Below are 15,596 nucleotides of genomic sequence, written 5' to 3' on the forward strand. Positions count from 1 at the left end.
GTCAACCGTTGAGGTGGCGTTGGGGTAAAACGCACAAGCAAAACCAGACTGATTTAGTCGGACTTTAAGCATTTGATTTAGCGTATTTTTTTGTTTCTGGAGGGCGCAACCGTCGAATCCTACCTGAAATTCGTTGTGTGGTCTGATTTGTCGCCATTCATTCACAGTGCAGCGATGCGACCGCGGGATGCCTCTTCTGACGCTACAGCCGAAATTCAAGCCATGTCACATCAGCGGCCCTCTGGTCGCTCGATCGCTACTTGCCTGCATAACTCTGCCAATGCCCCTTCGTCGACCCTTGCCGCCGATGCATCCATTTCCAGAAGGGTGCGCGTCAGATAGGGATGGCTCTGTTGCACAAATCGGCTGATAGCCGAGGTTCCCCTTTCCCCGGACAGACCTATCCTACGCGCTCTGTGACGGGTATGCCGAGCGCGGTGTAGCCGTTCAGGACGGCGATGCGGACTTGGAGCTCCGCGACCTGGCGGTCGAAGTCCCGCGCCATTAGGCGCTGCCCCAGAAGCTTTACACAGTGCATCTTCGTCTCGTCTCGACGCGGCTCCGGCGGTGGTATCCGCTCCATCGTCGCCACAGTGCGCGACCGAGGTATTTGGTGACGCGCAGGATTTCGTTTCGCGCGGCGGCACCGGCGGTGATGGTCTGCCACGGCTTCGCGTTCTTGCGGGGTGGGATGACAGCGTGAGCGCCGCGATCTGCGATGGCCTCGTGGCACTTGCGCGTGTCATAGGCGCCGTCGGCGGTCACCGAGGTGATCTCTTCGCCAATCGGGATCTGGCTCAGCAGATCTGGCAGAACCGGCGCATCGCCGATGTGGCTCCCGGTGATTTCAACGGCGCGGATCTCCAGCGTTTCCTCGTCAATCCCGAGGTGGATCTTGCGCCACACCCGCCGTTTGGGGCCACCATGCTTGCGGGCGTGCCACTCGCCTTCGCCCTCGACCTTCATACCAGTGCTGTCGATCAGCAGGTGCAGCGGCCCCTTGGAGCCGCGATACGGGATGTTCACAGCCAGGGTCTTCTGACGACGTGACAGGGTGCTGAAATCAGGCACCTGCCAGTTCAGACCGACCAAGCGCAACAGGCTCTCGACAAAGCCGGTCGTCTGCCTGAGCGCCATCCCGAAGAGCACTTTCATCGTAAGGCAGGTTTGAATGGCCGTGTCGCTGAAGGTCTGCTGACGGCCACGCCTGCCTGTCGGCACGGCATCCCAGCTCATCTCGGGGTCAAACCAGATCGTCAGAGAACCGCGGCGCTTGAGCGCTTCGTTATAGGCTGGCCAGTTCGTGGTCTTGTAAGTCGGTTGTGTCGGTCTGCTCATGCATCCCTGCTACCACGCTGGATTCACATGATGAATCCCACACCGGATTTGTGCAACAGAGCCCTTTTGAACACCACTAATTTTAGGGGGGATTACCCAAGGACTCTCGTTATGAACGAGGGACCGGCGGGGGACAGGTCAGCTTCATTCATCAAAGACAGCCAAAGAACACATTACTGCGCAGTGGCGATGCCAAGGTATCAGGAACCGGAAGAGTCGGAGCGAACCACATCTTTCTGACAATCTATGTGGCCGGGGGGTGGTTTTGGGTGTTCTGTTCGGCAAACGCGATCTCAAAAACTACATTAGTATTCAGATTCTTAAGTATAACACCGCCAATCCGATCTAAAAACTCTTCAGGCGTATCAAAACCATCCGCGTCCACTTCTAAAGACTGATCGGGTTGGATACCCCCATTGTCGAGATAGTGAAACCCAGACATTCCAAGAAGCTGGCCCCCAGCCTCAAAGCAATCTGCCAAATATCTAAGTGCGTGAACCGGTCTCAATACGGGCGCAATAAAACCTTCGCTGCGTTTGCGAACCGAAAATTGCATATAGATTTCAGAAATAGCTTCGAGTCCCATGGCTGTCATCCCGGTATATATGGATCGGTGATAGTTGAATCAGGAATCCAGTTCGGATCGTTACGGTTACTCATTTGCACCAGATCGCCGGTGACGTCATCACGCACAATGTAATTTCCGCCTCTATCAAAATAAGCCGTGGCCGAATTCTCCGTCGCACGATTGGTCGCTGTACTCGTATGAACCGGGTTATTCACCACATTATCGATAGATGACTGATCCCACCCTCTTGAAGTCAACTGATTGAACTTGCGGCCAGAGGTCGGAACGTTCGTGGCTAAACCATTTGGAGCAACTACGGTAACAGTGAACCGCTGAGTGTCGTCAAGGTACCCGATATTTCCAACCGCGTCGTGGACAAGGAACCGCCCCGCATCATCGGCAGTCTGTGAGACCGGTCTAAGGACACGGCCCAGATCATCGATAACACCAAGAACCAAGTCACCATGTTGCAGAAGCAGCCTGCCGGCCAAGGCTCCGGCTGCGCCAACGGTGTAAAAAGTTTGGCCTGCCGTTGCCCCCGAGAAGCCCAGGGCAAGTTCTCCGCTCGTGACGGAAAGTGTGTTCCAACAAGTCGGATTGGCGGCGCAAACGCGCAATGCGAGCGCTGCCTCGGTGGCCACAGCGAGGGTTATTCCCGCACCAAGGCTGATCGTAAAGGCGGTCGCACCAACATCCAAACCCTGCAAAAATGCCTGCTGATTTGCATAGCCTTGGAAGTTGGTCATGCAGCTGGCGCCAGACAGTCCATTGCAGTTCGAATCTGCCCATTCAGGGTAGGCAAGATAAAACTCGTCGTAATTCGGAGTAAAGAGTTCGCCAAAGAAATCCAGGCCCAGCAACCCCGGGTCCGTATGCCCGAAATATGCGACTTCAGCTTGATACTCGTATGCTCCGACTGCGGTGCGCTGGAAGCTGTTGCTTGCCATCAGTGCGGCACGCAGAGGGTGGGAACGTGCATCGGCAATCGCCTGAAGATGCGGTGCCATGCACGAAATATCCGTACCGCACATTCCGAGTTGGTGCTGTTGTTCTGCGGAAATCTCCCCGTACCGGTTCCAGACCTCCGCGACGCATTCGGCATTCTCGCAAGCCGCATACTCGTTTTCGAGCGCTTCGAACTGCGCGTGAGTCAGGTAGTTGTTTGCGACCACCGATGTTCCGATAGAGGTTGCGACGGACAAAGTGTTCGGATCGCCGCCGGAGAAAAGGTAGCCTGCGGCAAGGGTTACGAGCTCAGCTTGTTTGAGTACCGTGTTCCTCCAATCCGCATAGGCGAACTGATAGTCGGCATCGTTGGCGAAAGCCTCGCGATCCGGGGCTTGCTGCATTCCAGAGAACACGGCCCCCGCGATTCCCCCTGCAGCGCCCACGGCACAGTTCGCTCCTTGGGCCTCGGCGGCGACGCACCCGGCCAGGCCGTGCAGCATGACGTGCCCCAGAGAACCTTCGCCGCCATTCTGCCCACGCTCGAAAATGTCGCCGATGCCTGATTGAGCGTCCGCCAACCCCAGAGAGACCACCGAGCTCAGGAAGCTCGACTGAAAGACCTCGCCAAAGTTCGTGCCATTGGCGGCGGACTGGACACCCGCGGAGATGGAGGCGTCCAGCGCGCCTTCCATAAGGCCCGCCACGGTCAGATTGTTCCCAAAGACAGATGTGGTCAGGTCGGCGCCCCAGGCCAAACCGGTCAGCGTGCGCGTGCCAAGGTCATCCACTGCAGCCAAGGCCGTGTTGCCTTGCAGCTCCGCCAGGGCCGCTGCCTGCTCATCACCCATCGCGGCGAGGTTGATCGACCTGGTGAGGTAGCTGGTTCCGGCCGATATTGCAGCGCTGCGCAGGATCTCGCCCAGGTCGAGGTCACCCGATATGGTGCCGTTGGCGATGCCCACCGTGGTCGACGCCGCCATGGAGGCTACGGCGTTGCCGGCGTGGGTCAGGGACACCACCCCGTTGGCCGCCGTCGTCGTCAGGCCCGCAACGCCCATGTTCGCCAGAAGAGCGCCAAATCCTTGGGTTAGCGCGATGGTCACCACCATGATGAAGGCCGGCGAGAGAGCCTTCGTCTCCTCGTGGAAATATTCGTCAAGGAGCTCCTGGTCCAACAGCACAAGGCCCGCCAGCGCCGCCAACTCGTCGGGGTACAGTTCTGCCACCGAAGGGCTGTCACCGTAGGGCGAATTGTACAACGTCACGTAGGGCCTTCCGCCGATGGAGAAGGTGATGTCGCCGCCTGCGTCGAGCGTCGTCAGAACGGCGGTCTCACGGTTCGAACGCTCGGTCTCGGTGGTAGACAGGACCAGCCCCACATTGGAGGAGAAGCTTTCTTCTCGGGTCGAATCGATTGCCGCGCGAACGTGCAGATCGCCGCCCACGTCAAAATTGAGGTCCCGCCCGGCGGACAACTGCGCCCCGACCAGTTCGGTGTTGCCACCCGAAACGACGTTTAGGTCGAGCCCGGCGAGAAGAGCAGAGCCGGTCGAGGTCGCATACTCGCGGAAGCTGGAGTTGGACGATGAGATCAGGCCAAAGAGGTAGGAACGGCTGGAGCGGCGCTGATCCCGATTGATGTCGGTAAAGGCCCCGACGAGGATGTCGCCTTCGGTTGCCGACATGTTGATGTCACCAGCCTCGCTGATAAGCGTGCTACCTGCAGTGATGACATCGCCAAGCTCGGATTCGATGTTCATCTCTTCGCCCGAAGACAGGTCCGTGCCGTCATGGGTGACATGAAGGATCGACCGGCTGGAGCGCTTGGTGCGGAACCAGTTTCGCGAATAAGAGCGGCTGTTGTACTGGTAAACCTCTTGCGCGGCAGAAAGCATCAGGTCGTTTTCGGCGGCCAAGTCCAGCATGCCCCCGGCTTCAATCATCGCGCCTTCCAGGATCAGGTTGTCGCCGGCCAAGGCCTGAAAATCGCCCGCGATTGTCAGATCCGTGACATGGGGCTGAAGGTCGAGCGTATCGGTCCCGTTGCGGCTGTTTCCCGTGGAGTATGCGACTTCGGAACGCGGCGCGATGAAGGCCAGATCCGCACCGGACGTCAGGGCGGCATCGCCTCCGACATTCCCGATCACGCCGCCAAGGACAAGGTTATCGGTGGCGCTTATCGCCAGGTCACCGCCCGCCGCAAGCGACGATAGTTCCTGTGAGATCAGGAAATGGTTGCTGCCCCAGGTCTGATCGGAGAGTGTCCCGATCACGTTGTCGTAGCCGGTATTCCGGTCGTAAGCGCGCGCCGTGGAACCCAGATCAATGCTTCCCAGGCTGCCAAGAGTGAGATCGCCATCGGACTGCAGCGTGGTGCCCCGTCCGATCACATCGCCAAGCGCAGTCAGCTGCACCGTCCCGCCCGAGATGTTCGAGCCGCTCAATCCCAGCGTGCCAAGCGTTCCCAGCGACAGGGATCCGGCGGAGCCCAGGCTTGCATCCGCAAGCATGATCCCGGTGATCGACGTCAGGCTGAGAGCATCGCCATTTGCGAACAGCCGCGTTGCGGGCAGCGTCTCTTCTGATGTGTCTGTCGCACGCGAGGCAAAGTGCCAGCTGGTCGCATCCAGGAAGTCGTTCTGCTCTTCGATATCGACCGACAGTACCGGCGTACCCACAGCGACATCCGCCAGATAGGTCTCTTCGACCTCGTATTCCTCGGTTCCGGTAACGACCCACTGCGTCTCGGTTGAAGTTACCGTCTGGTAGATCGGATGGGAGATCGGGTCAAAGTAACCGGAATTCCATTCCTGAGCACAGATACTGTCCCAGTCGACATTGTTACAGTAGTCCCATTCACTCTGGACTTCAGCAGAGGCGACGACCTGGACCTGTGTCGTGGTTTCGACGTCCTGGTATTCGCCGATCTCTCGGGTTTCGGTGACCGTACGGGTACGCTCTTCCTGTGTGACACGTTGGCTCTCGACGATCCCCGTAGCGTTGACCCCTATTAACTCGGCCAGGGCAAGTTCCGGGAATGCGCTGTCGGTCAAAGCAGCGGCGAGAGAGGGCGCGCCCTTCTGGACACTGCCCTGAGCCACTGCCAACCTGCGCAGGCCTGCACGCTCAGCCTGCGCGAGCAGCAGCGCGTCTTCGCTGCGCAGGGCTTCATCAATATCACTGTTCAACTGCTCGGTCAGCGCAGTCTGTTCGGCCTCCAGCTCCCCATGGCGGTTGTTCAACTGACCGCTCAGGTCGGCGATCTCGGCCAGGATTCCCTCGTCAGAGGAGGTCGCCCGGATCTGTGCTTCTTCCAACTGAAGCCACGTCGCGGCCGCAAGCAGCGCTGCGTCACGATCCGCAACCGCCTGGGCATCCGCCTGCGCCTTCATCTGCGAGCTTTGTGCCGCGTAGCGCTGGTATTCCTGCGGGAACCAGGGATCGTCGAAGTAAGAGTAATCGTCCCAATACTCGTCAGGGTAATGCGACAGAAACCATTCATCATAATTGAGCGCCGGTGCCGAGAATTCTTCAGCATTGGCAGCCAGAGCTGCGGCGTAGGCCTGCTCCACTACAGAAACAGTGGCGTCATGCTCGGCCCCGGCCAGCGCCAAGTCCCGGTCCAGTTCGAGCTGTCTCTCTGCAGACGGGGTTGCAAGACGATCCTCCAGCGCCTGCAGTTGCATGCTGACAGTATCATGCAGATCCCGCATCTGAGCCAAGTTTGCCGCAAAACCAGAGGCATGTGTCGCCCAGTCAGCGGCGCGCGCATGGACCTCGTCCTCGCTCGACTGGTCCAGCCCCTCGCTGTCCGACAATGAATTGTAAGACTGAACTGCAACGCTGCGTCCCGCCTGCCGTATGTCCGCGCCGCTTTCCGCCCGGCGCAGCGCTTCGACGGCGGTCAGAAGCTCGCTGCCCTGAAGAAACTCCAGGTAGTCGCGGCGCAGATCGCCCCCCTCTTCAGAGGTTGCATCGCCATGAAGATACAGGGACAGGTTTCCGGCGTGCTCCGGATCCTGAGCCGTCGCGCTCCCTCCGCTCTCGGAGGCCTTGGCAAGGCGGATTTTCCCGCCGAGGGATTGCACGCTCAGATCCTGCTCCGACAGAAGGCTGGCCGAGGACATCTCGATGTCCTGCCCTGCGGTCACACGGATCGCACGCCCGGAGAGAATCGTCGGCGAAGACAGCTGCTGTTCGTCCATCGACGCGGCGACGGTGGCCACGTCATGCGAATATTCCCACCAGTCCCAGTCAAAGTTGCTGTCATAGCAGGTGTAGTTTCCCGGCGCGCACTGGCCACCGGTCATATGGTCGACGATATAACCGCCGGAGTTGCCCGACACGGCGCTGGCGAGGGTCATGGCACCGTTTGCTTCCAACGTCAGGTCCCGGCCCGCAGCGATCCGGGCACCTTCGACCGTCAGATCGCGTCCTGCGCCAATTTCGATGTCGCCGTGGAGCGTGACCAGACGCGACGGAGTGTGGTTCTGCCAGTTGGCGAAGGCCTGGAATTCGCTCAATTTTAGGCCCGCAACCAGGGTGCTGCTGTTTTCAGTTGCGAGGACCACGTCCTGCCCCGCATCGATGCGGATAGACCCTGCCGCTGCCAGATCGCTGCCAGTGTTGCGCACATCATTTATGGCGGTAAGCGTGACGTCGCCGCCAGCCAGGATTTCTGCAGCGTGGAATTCGGTCTTGAGATCGCAGGCCGCGCTGACGCATCCGTCTTCGGCCCCCATTCGGGTCTGCAGCGCAAGGGCGCGGTTTAGGATGTCATTGCCAGCGCTGAGGCTTACGTCGCGTGTGGCCGCGATGGCGCCACCTTCGTTCAGGATGTCGCCCGTCTCTGAAGTGATCGTGACGGTGTGACCTGTGCTGGTGGCACCCTTGTCGGCATGCTCTTCAACCAGTTGATGCTGGCCCGCCCGTGCGATCATCCCGGCTGCGATATCGGCCTCTTCGCCGCCTGACGCCAATTGGGCATAATAGGCGTCAAGATACTGCTGAAGCGCAGGATCCACCGTGGTGTCATATTCGCTGGCGATCTGGCGTTGCTGCGCCACAGATTCGCCCGCGACAATGTCCAATACGCCATCAGCCATCAGGAAACCGCTGTTGGTCAGCTTGCCCGCCGTCACGTCGATACCGATGTGGGTGCCCGTCACCTCGCCCGCGATGACCACGTAGTCAGAGGCTGTGATCTCTACGTTGCCATCCGTCTCGATCACACGACCATCATAGAGGGTAAAGGCCCGGCCATTAAGGGTGACAGCCCCGCCAGCCGACAGATCGCCGTACTGGCGAATCTCGGACCCTGTGAGCGTGGCGCTCTCGGAAACCACCACATCGCGATAGAACAGGGTGCCCCCAGATTTGGCATCAAGGGTAAGGCCTGAAATAACGCCATAGAGGTTCACCCCCTGCGTCGCCTCAACGTTGCGCACGATGACATTCTCGGCTGACAGGCGACCGCGCTGGCTTGCGTCGATGGCAAAGGGTGTCGTCTTTGCCACGGTGCTGGGGGCAGCGACGATCCCGGCCTTGTCCAACTGGGCCCAGTTGGCGCCCGTCACGCGCTGCGCGCCGCCAGAAACCAGCAGGTTGTTGTTGTTGCCGCCGGTCTGGGTCGAGACTGCGCCGTCGATTACCACGTGACGCCCGATCAGAGCGCCGTTCTGGCCAGGATCATACCCCTCGGGACCCACGGTGATGGTGCCCTTGGTCACGGTCAGGTCCACCCGGCCCGCGACCTGCGAAGGCTGGCCCGTAGTCAGGATCGAGGAGTGCGTGTTCAGGAAAGAGCAGCCGTTGCAGGTGATCCCATTGGGGTTGGCCATAATGACCTTGGCCTTCTTGCCGAAGACCTCGGTAGTGCCCGTCATGGTCGACGGGGTGGCGCCCGTGACCTCGTTCACGATGGTATTGGCGGGGCCGGACACCATGAGGTTCGGGTTCGCGGTGACGTTCTGGCCGATGACGCTGACACCATTACTGGTGGAGTTGTTCAGGATCAGGCCGCGATCATCGACGTTGAAGCTGTCATATTTGTTGATAGACACGCCCTGGTCCGGCGTCGCGATATTGACTTGGGGCGTGCCATTGCCCGTCTGCAGAAAGGATGTGCCCGGCGCCGAAGGATCGACGATGACCGTCTGAGCCGAAGCGGCAACGGATGTCAGGACGATGGACGCGCAGGAAAGGATTGCCACGAAGCCGTCAAACAATTTGCGCATCTTTTTGACACGCCCATTGCTGCGCACGGTCAGTTTACCTGCCTGGGTATTCCGCATGATATCGGTCCATTCGCCAAATTCATTGGGTTATCTGGCTGACCAACACAAACCACCACATCTCATTCGGTGGTGTGCTAGTCGTCGCTGGACCAATATTAATATACTCTCCAACCAAGGCCGAATTGCTTGCGGACCCTAATTTCTTCGAGACAAACTATCGCGGAGAAATACTGTTTGTCTACACAAATGAGAAATTTTATGACGCGATCAGAAGAGGTTGATGCTGAGTCCCAGCTGCGCCTCGTAGTCGCCACGCTTGCGCCCGGCATGTGGCACCAACGGAAATGCCAATGCCCCGTCAACGGTAAAGATCCCCAACTGCGCGGAAACACCAGCCCCTGCACCCAGTAAATCAACGCTGAAATCACCTGCGCGATTCTGAATGCGTCCGGCGTCCAGGAAGGCAAAAGTCCGGATGCCGCCAAAAGCACGGCGGAAGGGATTGCGCCAGGTATCCCCAATATCCTGGCCAAATCGGGTGAAGTCCAGTTCGTCAGTGGGGAAGGTCAATTCCGCTCGCAAGTAGGCTCCGGATTCGCCGGAAACGCTGCCGCCGGAATAGCCGCGCACGGTTTCCCAACCGCCGATGGACAACTGCTCGTTGCCGTACAACGGCACGTCGGCCATCTGCCCCAACAGGTACACCGAAAGCTGTCGGCCGTCTTCGAATGGACGGATGTAGGTCAGCCGGGTCTCCAACTTCGTATAATCCGTCCGCGGGCTGCTGCGAGCCATGTCACCTGCGTCTCGATCTGCGCCCAGCCAGCCGACTCCAAACGACAATGCGGTGTCTGCGGAAAACAGCCAGGACTCCATCCTGTGTTCCTGACGCAGCCCGAAGCTAAGCGCCGAACGATGTTGCGGCGTCAATTCGGCGACATTTATGAACCGCTCGTTCCAATAGCTCGACAGCCTGGCGTAGGTAAAATAATTCGACCGCGCGGTGCGGAGGACAATGCGCTCGGCGCTCAGGTTCACTGTCGCCGTCTGGGTCAGCAGGTCGGCGGTCGGACTCACTACGCTCAGCTCTTCGGAGTAGGAAGCCGCGGCGGAGAACAGCCACCTCTTCCACGGCAGCGACATGGACAGCGCCAGCGCGTTGGAATCGCGACTGCCCGACAGGGCCAACGACCAACTGTCATTCAGTCGAAGCAGGTCGTCCACCTCCAAGCGACTACTGATCTGGAGCTGTTCGCCCTCCTCGCCGCTCTGGCGGGTCAGGGAGAAGGTGCCGCGCAGAGGGTCGGACCTTTTCTCGGTGAGCATGATGCGGCTTGTACCCGGCGCCTCGCCCGCGGTCAGGTTGGCATTAACTTGGGTCGAGCGCAGGCGGTTCATCTGCTCGAGTCCGTGTTCGAGGTCCCGTAACTGAAAAACGTCGCCCTCGGCCTGCGGCATCGCCGTGAGGATCTTGCGCCGTGGCGCGTCCCGCTGTTGCCCGTCTTTGTCGAGCTGGATGTACTCAAACGCCTCAATGCGGCCTTCGATCACCTCGACCTGCAGCTGCCGTCCGCTGATGTCCTGCGCCGGAACATAAGCCCGCGTCGTGATATACCCCGCATCCGCATAGATCGCCGAAATCCCGCCGAGGAGGTTGTTGATGCTGACCTGCCCCAGGCACCGCCCGGAAAATTCCGCCAGCAGCGGTGTAAAGTGCGCAGACGCAAACACGGTGAAGCCGGACAGCTCGATGTTGTCGATGGGGAAGCATGGCGTCTCTGCGACCACGCCCGGTGTTTCGTCGCTGGTGATTGCGTGCCCGGGCCCGCCCCCCGCCAAGCTTTCCAGCGCTTGCGTCCGGCGCACTTCTTCCCACAGCCGCTCCCCGGCGTCCGCCTCTTGCGCCTGGCTGGCACTGCCACAGGTCAGCGCCGTCGCGCTAAGGATTGCCGCCGGGAACCACGCGCGCATCATCGGAACAGGTTCCAATAAAAGCCGAGCGGGCGACGTTCAAACGCGAAGCTCAGTGGCTGCGGAAGATAGGCGATCTCTGTGCCGGTGATGACCACGCTACCCGCACCCAGCAAATCTGCGCCGCCCGGTTCCGCGTCGCCGTCGATGGTGATCGTGCCGCCACTCTGCAAGGATCCAAAAAGGTAGTCGGACAGAACGAAGCCGCTGGTGCCGCTGAAGAGCCCCATCAGGCCCGATGGCCGCTCGATCAGCTGTGGTACAAGCATTCCCGTCAACTCGGTGCGGGGCGCGGTCATGGTGAGTCCGGCCACACCGGTGAAGCTGCCCGCGCGGCTGGCGATGCCGCTGCCCGCGCTGACCGACAGGTGGCCCGATGCTGTCATCGTACCGCCCACCAGTGCCAGGTCCGACTGCCCGGAGGTCCTGCAAAACCAGCGACACCGTTCCCGGAATGAGATCCGCCCCACCTGACGGGCATCGTTGCTCAGGACCGCAAGGGCGCTGAGGGTCACATCAGCGCCGGTGATATCCGCGCCGATGGAATGAATGTTGCGCGCGGTGATCGCGACGTCCCCGATGCCAAGGATATAGGACTGTTCTCCGTCGATGCTGCGCTCGCCAAAGTCGCCGGACATCTCCGTCTTGCGCGCGCGCTTCAGAAACAGCGTACTGGCAAGTCGCGGCCCTACCTCGCGCTTGGTTGTGATGGGGCTGGCGGGCAGGGTGAATTGCGTCTCGTTGAAGAGGTCGCCGCCCAGATCCAGCGTGATCTCCCCATTGGAAAACAAGCGGCCCGTCTCGTTGCTGAGGTCTCCACCTGTCTGGATATAAAGCGCATCCTGCTCTCCGTAAGCCACAGCCAGGCGGTCCACTGACAGGCTACGGTTCAGCACGGACCCAGCCGCGAGGATCGTCATGCCGCCCCGCACGTCGCTGATGCCCGTGGGCGTGGTCTTGCCCTGCAACAGGCTGCCATAATTCAATACGTCGCCCGCCTGCGCGCGCAGGATCATGCCACCCTCCAGCGCCCGGATTTCCGTCCGGGCCTGCTCGGATGCTCCGGATCCGAACCGCAGGGCCTCGCCATCGATGATGACGTCACTCTGCGCGGACAGCACCGACGCGTCCACGCGCACATCGGTCCCGGCATGCAGGCTCAGGTCGCCGCCCGCCGTCCCCGTAACCCCCTCGAAGAGCAGCGCGCCATCTGACGTGGCGCGGATGTCGTCATCGGCCTGTAGGCTGAGCCCGGAAATCGCCATCCCGCCCAAGGCCGTCAGCACGATGTTGCTGCCCACCAGCGGGTTTTCCATGTCTCCCGCCTCCGAGATCAGTTCTGCCGTCCGCTCCCCTTGCCCGGCGGCGGTGATCTGGCCGGTGGCTGTCAGGGTCACCCCACCCTGCGAGGCGAAATTGTCGGAGGACACGAGCCGCCCTGCGAGCCGCGCCTGGCCGAGGTCGATGTCTCCCGCGCTCGCCTCAAGCGTGATGCCACTGATCAGAGAGGACATCTCGGAACGCCTCCCCTCGTCCGAGCGCAGCACTACGGATCCGGCGGTCGCGGCCACCGATCCTTTGGCGGTCACCCGCGCCCCGTCAACCTCGAGCTGCCCGGAGCTGGTGAGGCGGAAGCCGCCGACACTTGCCAGATGGTCCCCGGCCAGCCGCACCCCGGCCCCCCGATCCGTCACCCGCAGGCTGATCCGGCCCGCGTTCAGGCGCGCATCGCCGGTGATGTCCACGATCACCCCATCACTGCCCCCCCCCCCTGCCCCGGAGGTCAGGGCCCAGGGCAAGGTTCCCGAACCATCCTGGCCAAAGCCGCCTCGCTGCCGGTCAAAACTCACCTCGCCCGCGCCGGTAAAAATGTTCAGATGGGTACCTGCGCCGTCGTCGTCGATGGCCGCCGCCAACCGAAGGGACCGAGAGATCAGCGCAAGCTCAGCCATGGTCCCTGCCAGCCCGTCACCTTCCACCCGGATCGCACCGTTGGCGACCGAGGCCCCCAGCTGACCGCTGTCAAAGCCCGACATCCGGCCCGTGGTCAGCGCCACGTTGCCAGTGTTCACAAACCGGCCGCCATTCACGGTGATGCCGTTGGGGTTGGCTATGATGACATCCGCCTGCGACCCGACCACTTCCAGCGGTCCTGTCAGCGCACTGGGCATGGAAGATGTCACCTCATTAACAATGGTCTGCGCCCCGACGCCGGTGTTGTTCAGCTGCAAGCCCACAGTGGGCACGTCAAAGCGGGAATAGGTGTTATGACTGACTGCCGCCCGAGCCGGGGCGATATCAACGCTCACCAAACCGGAAGACTCAATGGTAATCCCCGTAGCCGTCGCGCCATCAGATACGACCGACTGCGCTCGGGCAGGCATGGCGCCGACGCTCACCCCCAAAACACCAAGCGTCACCGCCCTCGCAACGAGCTCCCCCCAAACCTGCAATGTCTTCTTCCCGTTCGAATTCTTCTGGAACTGCGTTGCGCCCCAAGCTAACATCTTCCTGACTGTTTCTGTCGACTAAGGCTGTTTTACAAGATGCTTTCACATCCCAAACGTGCAGCGTGGCAATCCGGCACCACGGTCCTTGTCGTGCTCCTGCTGTTACTGGCAGGGGGCGCTCGGGCGCAGAACACGAGCGATATGGAGGGTTTCAACGAGACCTATTCAGACTGGCGTATTACCTGCCCCAAGGCGCAGGCCTGCCGGATGTCCCAGACCATCGTCCAGTCCGCGACCGCCCGTGATATCCTGCTGGTCAGAGTCTTTGACGGCGCGCAGCCGACCATGCTGGTCACCATGCCACTGGGTGTGCTGCTCAGCACGGGGTGGCAGTACCGCATCGACCAGTCAACACAAAAGGTCACACCCTACGAGATCTGCGACACCTCCGGTTGCCACACCGGCCTACCCTTAAGCCGCAATATGCTTAATGCGCTGAAACAAGGCAATGCGCTCCGCATCACCTTCCTTGATTCTGTACAAGACCCGGTGCGACCCGAGGTCTCCCTCATGGGCTTCACCAAGGCGTGGGACGCCTTGATCACCGCCTCCGCCGCCCGCGAGGATGGCTGAGGCTACCACCGCGTGACACCGAAGTTCCCGGAGACGGTGCTCCGGGAGGTCGAGACCTACCTTGGCGAACTGTCAGAGGGCCGCCCCTACGGCGGCCTTGCATCAAAACACAGACGCGCTGCGCTGTCTCCACGCACGACCAAATCGATCAAGGAACAGCTGGACTGGTATTTTACGGCGCTGGTCGAGACAGATGACAATGCCTCGCTGCTGGAGCGTCTCAAGGATCGTGAAGCTGACCGTGACCGGCTGCAGAGCGCTCTGACGCAGGCGTTGGCAGCAGCGCCCGCGGCGTCCCGACCCTCTGTCTCGGGGCTCGCGTCGAGCTACACGGCGCAGGTTGCCCGCCTGGACACATTGCTGACAGGCTCGGACTGTCTGATTGAGGCGAACATGTTGCTTCGGGCGCTGCTGGGCACGGTTGCGGTTGCACCGGATGCGGAGGCACGGGACGGGACGGGCTGCGGATTGGTAATCCTCCCCGAAAGTAAGGGGCTGCATAAGTAGAATTTTCTCGGCAAGATGCATGAGGAGATTCTGAATGAAGACAAGCAGATACACTGAGGCGCAGATCCTTTCGATCCTACGCCAGCCAGAGGGCGGTGTGCCGGTCTCTGAGCTGTGCCGGAAGCACGGCCTGAGCCCTGCGTCCTTCTACATCTATGGATGGCTCTCCCATTGCAAGATTTTCGCTGATCTGTTCCGCCGTCAGGTCCCAGGTTGCAAACATCTATCCGGCGTCACCGGTTGATGGTGCGCCCAAATGGGAATTCCGCGTAGTGAGCCTCAACAAGTGGTCGGCCTCTGCAGGCCATTATAAAAGCCAGGTTCCTCACACACCGGAGTTTGCCGGTCGGTTCATTTCTTTGATCCTCTTGCAATCCTTGTTGCGCGCTCAGGCTTGGGCGCGGAACTCCTCGTTTCTGTTGAACATAACCCAGATGATCCGGGCGTTCTTGTTGGCCTCGTCACGCTGCAAGCGTGCCTTCGTCACGACGATGGCGCGGTTCATGCGACGTCGTCCGCGGAGGTTGTTGACCCATTGACTGAAGGGGGCGGTCTTGCGCTCAGCCACCCGGACCTCGGATCTGGCACCGTGGATAAGCAGCGTTCGCAGATGCCTGTCTCCGCGCTTGCTGATCCCCATGAGCAGCCTCTTGTCGCCACTGGAATGCTGTCGTGGAACCAGCCCCATCGTCGTGACGAAGGCACGCCTCCAGCGTGACGCGGCCAGATGTCGGCCGTTCTTGAACTCCCGACCGTCGCCCACGGCGGCAACAACAGCGGTCGCCGTCTTTGGGCCGACACCGCAAATGCGTGAAATCCGACGGCAATCCACGTTGGATTTGAATATTGCGTCGATCCGATGATCGAAGGCTGTGATCCGAGCGTCGATCTGTCCCAAGAAGTCGAACAGATCGCCAATAATCTCCCGGGTCATTGCAGTCAGCC

7 protein-coding genes and 2 pseudogenes are annotated in these 15,596 nt (G+C 60.7%); 3 read left to right on the top strand and 6 right to left on the bottom strand.

Annotated features, from left to right (window positions below):
- Window positions 1-400: 400 nt before the first annotated feature.
- From CHB75_RS07625 to CHB75_RS07645, 5 genes and pseudogenes are all read right to left on the bottom strand, one after another.
- A pseudogene (locus tag CHB75_RS07625) lies at window positions 401-1,338 on the bottom strand (IS5 family transposase).
- A 244-nt stretch (window positions 1,339-1,582) separates the two neighbouring features.
- Window positions 1,583-1,924, bottom strand: a complete 342-nt coding sequence (locus CHB75_RS07630) for a hypothetical protein (protein ID WP_089269942.1) — start codon at window positions 1,922-1,924, stop codon at window positions 1,583-1,585.
- 5 nt (window positions 1,925-1,929) lie between these two features.
- Window positions 1,930-9,147, bottom strand: a complete 7,218-nt coding sequence (locus tag CHB75_RS07635; protein ID WP_089269943.1) for a two-partner secretion domain-containing protein — start codon at window positions 9,145-9,147, stop codon at window positions 1,930-1,932.
- A 210-nt stretch (window positions 9,148-9,357) separates the two neighbouring features.
- A complete protein-coding gene (locus CHB75_RS07640) occupies window positions 9,358-11,064 on the bottom strand; it encodes a ShlB/FhaC/HecB family hemolysin secretion/activation protein (RefSeq protein WP_089269944.1) in 1,707 nt (568 codons plus the stop codon).
- Window positions 11,061-13,568, bottom strand: a complete 2,508-nt coding sequence (locus tag CHB75_RS07645; protein WP_089269945.1) for a filamentous hemagglutinin N-terminal domain-containing protein — start codon at window positions 13,566-13,568, stop codon at window positions 11,061-11,063. Before CHB75_RS07645 ends, CHB75_RS07640 begins: the two co-directional genes overlap by 4 nt.
- A 39-nt stretch (window positions 13,569-13,607) precedes the next feature.
- Between CHB75_RS07645 and CHB75_RS07650 the strand changes: the two genes are divergently transcribed.
- The 3 genes and pseudogenes from CHB75_RS07650 to CHB75_RS21295 form a co-directional block, all read left to right on the top strand.
- Window positions 13,608-14,144, top strand: a complete 537-nt coding sequence (locus CHB75_RS07650; protein ID WP_089269946.1) for an invasion associated locus B family protein — start codon at window positions 13,608-13,610, stop codon at window positions 14,142-14,144.
- A gap of 12 nt (window positions 14,145-14,156) precedes the next feature.
- Window positions 14,157-14,651 (top strand): hypothetical protein, encoded by a 495-nt coding sequence (locus CHB75_RS07655; protein ID WP_089269947.1) that lies wholly within the window; start codon window positions 14,157-14,159, stop codon window positions 14,649-14,651.
- 34 nt (window positions 14,652-14,685) lie between these two features.
- Window positions 14,686-14,802: pseudogene (locus tag CHB75_RS21295) on the top strand (transposase); the annotation flags it as partial.
- Between the two features lie 237 nt (window positions 14,803-15,039).
- Here the strand turns inward: CHB75_RS21295 and CHB75_RS07665 are convergent.
- A complete protein-coding gene (locus CHB75_RS07665) occupies window positions 15,040-15,585 on the bottom strand; it encodes a transposase (RefSeq protein ID WP_089269949.1) in 546 nt (181 codons plus the stop codon).
- Between the last annotated feature and the right edge of the window lie 11 nt (window positions 15,586-15,596).

Source organism: Puniceibacterium sediminis, assembly GCF_900188035.1.
GTDB lineage: Bacteria > Pseudomonadota > Alphaproteobacteria > Rhodobacterales > Rhodobacteraceae > Puniceibacterium > Puniceibacterium sediminis.

Coding starts and splice junctions, on each gene's coding strand:
- CHB75_RS07640 (WP_089269944.1), bottom strand. CDS start 11,064: ATGATGCGCGCGTGGTTCCCGGCGGCAATCCTTAGCGCGACGGCGCTG.
- CHB75_RS07665 (WP_089269949.1), bottom strand. CDS start 15,585: ATGACCCGGGAGATTATTGGCGATCTGTTCGACTTCTTGGGACAGATC.
- CHB75_RS07635 (WP_089269943.1), bottom strand. CDS start 9,147: ATGCGGAATACCCAGGCAGGTAAACTGACCGTGCGCAGCAATGGGCGT.
- CHB75_RS07645 (WP_089269945.1), bottom strand. CDS start 13,568: ATGTTAGCTTGGGGCGCAACGCAGTTCCAGAAGAATTCGAACGGGAAG.
- CHB75_RS07630 (WP_089269942.1), bottom strand. CDS start 1,924: ATGGGACTCGAAGCTATTTCTGAAATCTATATGCAATTTTCGGTTCGC.
- CHB75_RS07650 (WP_089269946.1), top strand. CDS start 13,608: ATGCTTTCACATCCCAAACGTGCAGCGTGGCAATCCGGCACCACGGTC.